Annotated in this window: 7 protein-coding genes; 3 read left to right on the top strand and 4 right to left on the bottom strand. The window is 38.5% G+C overall.

Features of this window, described 5'->3' with window-relative positions; genetic code table 11:
* The 3 genes from GYA49_02845 to GYA49_02835 all read right to left on the bottom strand — a co-directional run.
* Nucleotides 1-391, bottom strand: a 391-nt coding sequence (locus GYA49_02845; GenBank protein ID NMC35960.1) for a hypothetical protein, incomplete at its 3' end; no start/stop codon positions are given.
* Nucleotides 392-424: 33 nt separating this feature from the next.
* Entirely contained in the window at nucleotides 425-1,612 is a 1,188-nt protein-coding gene (locus GYA49_02840) for an MBL fold metallo-hydrolase (GenBank protein NMC35959.1), read from the bottom strand.
* A gap of 3 nt (nucleotides 1,613-1,615) precedes the next feature.
* The gene (locus GYA49_02835; GenBank protein ID NMC35958.1) at nucleotides 1,616-3,757 is read right to left on the bottom strand and encodes a hypothetical protein; all 2,142 of its coding nucleotides are present in this window, start codon (nucleotides 3,755-3,757) and stop codon (nucleotides 1,616-1,618) included.
* A gap of 73 nt (nucleotides 3,758-3,830) precedes the next feature.
* Between GYA49_02835 and GYA49_02830 the strand changes: the two genes are divergently transcribed.
* Nucleotides 3,831-5,378: a hypothetical protein gene (locus tag GYA49_02830; protein NMC35957.1), complete on the top strand. Its 1,548-nt coding sequence runs from the start codon at nucleotides 3,831-3,833 to the stop codon at nucleotides 5,376-5,378.
* 19 nt (nucleotides 5,379-5,397) lie between these two features.
* Here the strand turns inward: GYA49_02830 and GYA49_02825 are convergent, their stop codons facing one another.
* Nucleotides 5,398-6,249 (bottom strand): hypothetical protein, encoded by an 852-nt coding sequence (locus tag GYA49_02825; GenBank protein ID NMC35956.1) that lies wholly within the window; start codon nucleotides 6,247-6,249, stop codon nucleotides 5,398-5,400.
* Between the two features lie 405 nt (nucleotides 6,250-6,654).
* Here GYA49_02825 and GYA49_02820 point away from each other — a divergent pair, with 405 nt between their 5' ends.
* Together GYA49_02820 and GYA49_02815 are read left to right on the top strand one after the other, a co-directional pair.
* On the top strand, nucleotides 6,655-7,086 hold the full coding sequence (locus GYA49_02820) for a DUF2202 domain-containing protein (protein NMC35955.1): 432 nt from the start codon (nucleotides 6,655-6,657) through the stop codon (nucleotides 7,084-7,086).
* Between the two features lies 1 nt (nucleotide 7,087).
* Nucleotides 7,088-7,367, top strand: a 280-nt coding sequence (locus GYA49_02815; GenBank protein NMC35954.1) for a tryptophan-rich sensory protein, incomplete at its 3' end; no start/stop codon positions are given.

Here is a 7,367-nt window from a genome sequence, read left to right as displayed (position 1 = left end):
GACCATGTTCCCGTAGAGCTGATTCAATCATGGCTTTAATCGGAGCGATACCACAGCCGATAGCTAGAAAAATAAGATGCTCACTGCCATCTTCAGGAATAAATTTAAAATTGCCAGCTGGACCTAAATACTTAACCTCATTTCCAACTTGCAATTTTTCAGCAAACTGGGAGCCAGGCCCACCTGGAGTAGAATCAATTAAAAGTCCAAACTGATTATCGTTTACCTTACCAGCAATAGAATAGGCTCGCATTTGACCTTCGGCCACCTGAAGGCTGACAAACTGACCTGGAATAAATATGAAAGGTTCCGGAGTTTCGAAAACCAAATCTTGGAATTTGGCAGCCGGATTGTCATGTTTGATAACTTTGGCAGTTTTGTAATCGGGCATAGGGGCAGGATAAATTTATAATCTTACTATATCTTACAAGGATTTTACTTTTTCAGCAAAGCTTTTACCAAACTCATAAAGTTGTCTCAATTCTTCATCAGTAGGTCGATATTTGATAGCAATCCCAGGTTGGACAATTTCAATACCAGTAGCTTGCATCAGCTCTTCGATTTCCTTGACTGCGCCACCACCCCAGCCCAACGAACCAAAGGCAGCGCCAAAACGATGTTGGGGTTTTTGGCCTTTTAAAAAATGCAGAAAACCAGCCAAGTTAGGTAGCATACCATTATCATGAGTTGAAGAGCCAAAAAGATAAGCTTTGGCTTCAAAAAGATGATACAAAACTTGTGTATGATCACTCGTTGCAATATCAAAAACTACCACTTCTACACCAGCTTCTTCGATGGCTTGAGCGATCTTTTGAGCCATGGTAGTGGTTGATTGCCACATAGTTTCATAGACAATAACTACTTTGGGTTTAGTTTGGTTTTCTGACCAGGTTTTATAAGTTTCCAGAAGTTTGGGCAAATCATGACGCCAAATCACCCCATGACTGGGGGCAATCATATCTATATCAAAAGCTTCCAGCTCTTTCAATTTATTAGTTATTAAATTTGCAAAAGGCCAGAGGATGGAAGCATAGTATTTAGCATGTTCTTGGTACAAAATATCCTGATCCACTTCGTCATTAAAACGTTCATTGGTAGCATATTGCTGCCCAAAAGCATCATTGGAAAAAAGGATTTTATCTTGAGGACAGTAAGTCACCATATTATCCGGCCAATGAATCATAGGAGTTTCCAGAAACTGCAGGGTTTTTTGGCCTAGGTTTAGCGTATCTCCGGTTTTAACCACAGTAAAATTCCAAGAACTACCGTACATTTTAACTAAACCCTCTTGGGCTTTTTGGGTGCCATAGAGTTTGATATGAGGAGCTAGTTCCAGCAATTTAGGCAAAGCACCGCTGTGATCGTATTCAATATGATTGACAATAATATTTTGGATGGTTTCTAAAGGAGTGATTTGACTAATTTTATCAATTAGATTTTGAGTAAAATTTTCCTGAACGGTATCTATTAAAGTAACTTGCTCGTCCATGATCAAATAGGAATTGTAGGTACCGCCATGAATAGTGTTGTAGGTATGGCCATGGAAGTGCTTGAGATCCCAATCAATAGCTCCCACCCAATGGATGTTTGGTTTGATCTGTATAGTATCCATATATTAGGATTTATTCTCTGCTAAGATGGTTTTCCCGTCAACCGCCCAAACGTTATCATGAGTGACGATAACTGGGTTGATCTCAATTTCTGACAGTTGAGGAGTATGTTGAGCTAAGGCTGCTAGTTTGACTAGAAGATCAACTAGTTTATCAATAGCATACGGACTCTGACCACGATACCCGTTAAGAATTTTATATATTTTACTGTGCTCAATTAAAAACCGAGCCTGATCAGAGTTAAGCGGAAGCGTGTGCAAATTACGATCGGCAATCAATTCAGCCAAGGTGCCACCAGCACCAAACATGACAATTGGGCCAAAATTGGGATCGCGTTTAATGCCAGCAATAATTTCTACCCCATCAAGAATCTGTTTTTGAACCTGGATTTTGACCGTATCTTTAATGTCTGGTTCAAGTTGATGAATTTGTTCAGCCATTTGAGAATAAACGCTCTCTAAATGATCACGGTTTTTAATCTTAGTAACTACACCCTTCATTTCAGTTTTGTGCAGGAGTTTATGAGAGATCATTTTTAAAACCACTGGAAAACCATGAATTCTGGCAAAATGCTGAGCTTGGGATGGAGTTTTAGCCAAGGCAGTTGGAGGGATGGTAATCTTGGCAGCTTTAAACAATTGATTGGTTTCAAAACTATCTAAAGTAGGTCTGTTTTGAGATGTGGCTTTATCAATGACCTGTTTTACTTTATTCTGATCAATCATTTTGGTAGTAGTGGTTTTACTAAATTGACCTTGGGTTTGCCGCCACTGTTGCCACCACCACATTTTAGCTAGTGCTTTGATAGCCCGTTCAGGAAAACGGAAAGAAGGGATATGATAGCTATTTAAAACCTTCTCGCCTTTGCTAATATTTTTACCACCCATAAACGAGCAAACTACTGGCTTATCAAATTTAGCAGCGACTTTGCCAATCATTTCGGCGGTTTGGCTAATCTGAGTCATAACTTGAGGAGTTAAGATAATCAGTAGGGCATGGACGCAATCTTTGCCTAGGACAATTTCAATGGCATCTTCATAGCGTTGGCCCAAAGCATCACCTAAAACATCAACCGGATTTAAAATACTAGCTTCTCGGGGAAGTTTGGCGACCAACTCGGCTTTAGTGGTGGGATCAAATTCGGCTAGTTGCAAACCAACTTCAGAGATGACATCAGCACTAATCACCCCTGGCCCGCCAGCATTGGAAACTACCGCGACATTGGGGCCAAGTGGGGCATTTTGCCAGGAAAAGCTGCGAGATAAATCAAAGAGCTCTTCTGGACCATCACAGCGGATGACTCCGGCTTGTCTCAAAACCTGATCCAAAACCGCATCAGATCCGGCAATTGCACCAGTATGAGACTGCATAGCTTTAGCTGCAGCTTGAGATTTACCTGGTTTTAATATAATCAGTGGTTGTTTTTGAGAGAGCTTGGTAGCTAGTTTGGTAAAAGTACGACCATGACTAATAGATTCTAAATACATGGCAACTGGTTGGGCAGCAGCTAAATCTTTATTACTATTTTCTTTATCATGGTCGAGCCAGTATTGTAAGAAATCATTTTCAGTCAGGACCGACTTATTGCCCAGAGTAATAAATTGATCAAAACCCAAATGGCTGGCTTCAAACCAATCAAAAATTGAAGAAGCAATAGCTCCGGATTGAGATAAAAAGCGCAAGTTACCAGGCTGCTTAACTACTTGAGCAAAAGTAACATTGATTGGACAGCTATTATTAGCAAAACCCAGGCAGTTTGGACCCAAAATATTCAGTTGATATTTTTTAGCTAAACTAATAAGTTGCTGTTCGCGTTCCAGTCCAGCTTCGCCGATCTCTTTAAAACCAGCACTAAAAATTACTGCATTTTTGATGTTAGCTTGGCCAAGTTGCTCCAAAACCGGAATCACGATAGGAGCGGGGACAGCAATGACGGCTAAATCCGGTTTTTGGGGTAAGCTAGTAATATCTGAATAACAGGTAAGTTTAGCAATCTCTTTTTCTTTAGGATTGACCGGATAAATTTTACCTTTAAAGCCTGAAGCAATAATATTTTTTAAAGCGATCGCCCCGACTTTTTTAGGAGAACGGGAAGCACCAATAATAGCTACTGACTTAGGGAATAAGAGAGCTTTTAAAGTATTCATGGGCAGGATGATTTGATTACTATTAATGATACTATGTTGGTATCCTAGATACCAGATTAGTTATAATCTTAGTATGTTAAAGCTCAAGACCTTCTCATTTCAAAGTAAAATAACCCTCATTTTTTTTATTGGACTTTTGTGTACTAGATTACTATATAGTTCTTTATATACTTCTTTTAGTCAAGATGTGGCTCGGGATGTGCTACTAACAGAAAATCGCATTGCCAGTCATGAATACATTGTGGCTTATGGACCTAAAGCCAGTGTGTGGAATTTTTATGTGCCGCCATTTTATTACCAATTACACTTAATCGTAAGCTTGCTAGGTGGTAATTATCCCTTGGCTATGAAGTGGTTTACTACTGTTATAACTACAGCCACTCCGATTTTTTTACTGCTCATTTTAAAAAAATTTGTCAAATTTGAATACGCTTTTTTAGCTGCTGTTTTTTTTGCCTTTTCACCAACAGTTTTAAGTAATTCAGTTAATACTTGGAGTCCGACACTGGTTCCCTTGCTGAGTACAATAGCCCTGTGGGCTTGGGTCCTTTTTATTAAAGATAAAAAACCATGGGCGATAGTAGGAGCACTACTAGCAACTACGCTAGCAATCCATCTCCATTATCAGGCAGTAATGCTGCTGCCATTTTCACTCATACTTTTTGCTTGGACAGTTTATAAAAGACCCAGTTTTTTAAAGTATTGGCTAGTAGGAATTGTTTTATCCTGTTTGACATTTACCCCTTACGCACTAGCTGAGATTAATAATAATTTTCATAATACTCAAGAAATTATCAAATTTTTTACCCTGGAACACAGTCACTACTATGATCAAATCAGCAAGCCAGCTTATGTGTTTACTTTTTTACCAGGTTTTGTGGAGCGAGTTCTTATAGGTTTGCATCACAATTATTGGCTTGGTCGTTTGGTGTTATATCTAGGGCTTTTAGTTTTAGGGTGGGTGAGTCTTAAAAATAAACGTCAAGAACGATGGCTGTTGCTTTACTTTTTACTTATCTTTATTATGTTGCGTATTTATAAAGGAGATAAGCTAGATTATTACTTAAGCACTTTATATATCTTGCCGTATGTACTACTTGCTTTTTTATATCAAGCTTTTAAATTGGTAGCAGTTTTCTTAAGTCTTGGACTTGTGTTTTTATCAGCTTCTTTTTTACTTAAACAAATTCCTTACAATGACTTTTTATCTTTAAAAGAGGAACTACGTCCAATAACTGATACACAAACTCACCAAGCTAAATTTCTAATTCATGACTCTAATGATATCAATAGATTTGCTTATGGCATAAAACATTTTGATCAAGTTGCCTATAATGCCAATAGCCATCAATTAATTGAACTGTGCCAAAATATTGAGTGGTGTAAATGGGACGAAATCTCACGTTGTATATATAGCCGAGCATATACTTATGCATCATTGCTTAAGTCTCAGAATACCTATCACTACATTTTCCCAAAAGGAGGATTGGAAGATATTGATAGCAAACTTATTATTACCTCATTTGATAAACCAATTGGAATAATAGCTGATTACAGGCTCTACCCACGTCTTGATGGTTATGAGCTGGATACGGTTCTTCCTGAAGCGTATCAATGGTAAATGAATTTATAAATTTTCCTTACAACTGTTTTTGACAAGCCACTACACCAGTTCTAATATTGCCCTCCAAATCTTGGACATAGTCACCAATACCCATCATCCAAGTCATATTCATTTTTCCTGGAGTAACACTAGCCTCATAACCAAACATACCGGCATTATTGTTAAATTCATACGAGCCTTCTTCCAAGTTTAAGCTCATAGGCCAACTACTAGCCCTACCATTTGTTACCGTGCTGACCGTACCAGTCCAGGTAGAAAAAACCGTATCTTCACATGTATGAAGTTTAACATTAATAGTTTGACTAATTATTTTGCCGGCAATCTCTTTTGACCAACTACTATTCATATCAACTTCAAAACCGGGTCCACACTGACCCACTTCCCAGTCAATCCCATCCATGCACTCTAAACAGGTTTTTTTGGGAACTTCAGTAGAACCGCCTTCGTACTGACAACAGCCAATCTCGCAAGTCCCTGCTTTCCAATCACCTCCGGAGTGTATGCAAGAATCTTGCGGAAAATTTTCTTTGACCAAACACTCAACTTGGCAACAACCCAATTTGCATTGTTCAATTTCACTACAGCTATCACTTTGAAGAGTACCGCCCAGCTGGCTACATTCAGTTTTACCCATATCTTCGCAGTGGGGCAGACAGCAACCCTGTGCTTCATTTTTAACATCATTCATTTCTTGAACCCAAGCTCTTAAGGCTCGCAAACCACCACTAATATCAAGACCGTTATTCTTTTCAGGGTCAGCCGCAAAGACAAACGTGCCGATTAGTAACAGTACTACAATTGCAGCACCAGCTGCTAACAGTTTGGGAGAGATTTTTTTAGCAGGGGATTTAGATTTTTTTCTGGGCATAAACAAAAAATGAGTATTTAATAAAATCTGCCCTTTATATAAAATTAACATGAAACATAAATCTGAAACAAGATTTATATAGCTAAATCAATACGAAACGAAATTAAATCGAACGAATTATAGGATGAAGGGGAGAGGCGGGTATAATTTTAATATTATGTAAACTAATTATTAAATTATTTATTAAAATCTATGAAAAATTCTAAAGAAACAGCTAAAATTAGCTCAGGAAACACTATTTTGTTGATTGGAATTTTAGCTTTATTAGCTGGTTTGGTTTTAGGTTTTTATATATTTGGCTCCAAACATTCGGTCCAAACCGAAAAAGCTCCAATGCAACCAGCTCAGATTAGTATTGAAGCTTCCCCTGCTGCATCTTTACAAACGTGTTTTGGAGAGAGCTGTTTGGAAGTTGCTGACCTTACTTATCCAGCTGCCCAGTTACCTTCAAGTGTTGCTACTGCCCTAGATCTAGCTTTGGATGATGAATATAAAGCCTTAGCTACATATCAAGCTACGGTAGAGAGCTTGGGTGCGGTTCGTCCTTTTATTATGATTATCAGAGCTGAAGAGCAGCATATTGCTGCCTTAAAAGCTTTGTATGATAAATATAGCTTAGAAATTCCAGCTAATCGTTGGTTGGGCAACATTGCTAGTCCCTCTACCCTACAACAGGCTTGTAGTGATGGGGTTCAGGCTGAAATTGCTAATGCAGCTTTGTATCAAGAACAGCTCTTGCCCCAAGTTGTGCAATACCCAGATATTACTAGTGTATTTATGGCTTTATCACAAGCTTCAGAGCAAAAACATTTGCCGGCTTTTGAAAAATGCCAGTAATATGAAAGTACAGATTCCCAAACTTATTATCTCAATCCTTATCCCTCTCATAGCCGGATTTATCGGTTCAGTATTTACTAGTCCGGCTATTCCTACTTGGTATGCAAGTTTAGCTAGGCCAAGTTTTAATCCGCCCAATGGGGTGTTTGCTCCAGTCTGGACTACTCTGTTTATTTTGATGGGTATGGCCTTATATCTTGTTTGGCAACAGGGCTTTGGAAAGAAAGAAGTCAAAAAAGCTTTGACTATTTTTGGAGTTCAACTCGTTTTAAATATTTTAT

Source organism: Candidatus Beckwithbacteria bacterium (assembly GCA_012797845.1).
GTDB lineage: Bacteria > Patescibacteriota > Microgenomatia > UBA1400 > UBA1449 > JAAZOH01.
Note: the sequence above shows the minus strand (reverse complement) of the source record. Positions and strands in the feature narration are given on the sequence as shown.

What these genes read in the sequence shown, in the direction of transcription:
- GYA49_02830 (NMC35957.1), top strand. Translation starts at nt 3,831, where the DNA reads ATGTTAAAGCTCAAGACCTTCTCATTTCAAAGTAAAATAACCCTCATT.
- GYA49_02840 (NMC35959.1), bottom strand. Translation starts at nt 1,612, where the DNA reads ATGGATACTATACAGATCAAACCAAACATCCATTGGGTGGGAGCTATT.
- GYA49_02835 (NMC35958.1), bottom strand. Translation starts at nt 3,757, where the DNA reads ATGAATACTTTAAAAGCTCTCTTATTCCCTAAGTCAGTAGCTATTATT.
- GYA49_02825 (NMC35956.1), bottom strand. Translation starts at nt 6,249, where the DNA reads ATGCCCAGAAAAAAATCTAAATCCCCTGCTAAAAAAATCTCTCCCAAA.